Source organism: Natrialba taiwanensis DSM 12281, assembly GCF_000337595.1.
Taxonomy (GTDB): Archaea; Halobacteriota; Halobacteria; order Halobacteriales; family Natrialbaceae; genus Natrialba; species Natrialba taiwanensis.
The window spans coordinates 1-289 of sequence record NZ_AOIL01000039.1 but is presented as its reverse complement, the minus strand read 5'-3'; the positions used below and the strand labels follow the sequence as shown (position 1 = coordinate 289).

Here is a 289-nt window from a genome sequence, read left to right as displayed (position 1 = left end):
CGTGTTTCGAGTTCTTCTATCCGCTCGTCCTTCTGATCGATTTTCTTGTCCTTTCGCTTGTTCTCCCGTTCGAGTTCTTCGACTCGTTGCTCAAGTTGGAGAAGCCGAGAAAGGAGCTCTTCTTTGGTGAAATCGTCTGCGTTCACAGACTCCACCAACCAGTAGTGACAGCAGAAGTAACGGGATGGGCTCCGGTGCGGAGCCCATCCCTGAGAATCGTATCCGAGGTCTGCTGCCTGTTCATATCGCGTCCGTTGAACGCTTCCTACGAGAGAGTACCGAAATCAGC

At 52.2% G+C, this 289-nt stretch carries 1 pseudogene; it reads right to left on the bottom strand.

Annotation, left to right across the window (positions count from 1 at the left end):
* Positions 1-146, bottom strand: a pseudogene (locus C484_RS23005) (IS66 family transposase); the annotation flags it as partial.
* Between the last annotated feature and the right edge of the window lie 143 nt (positions 147-289).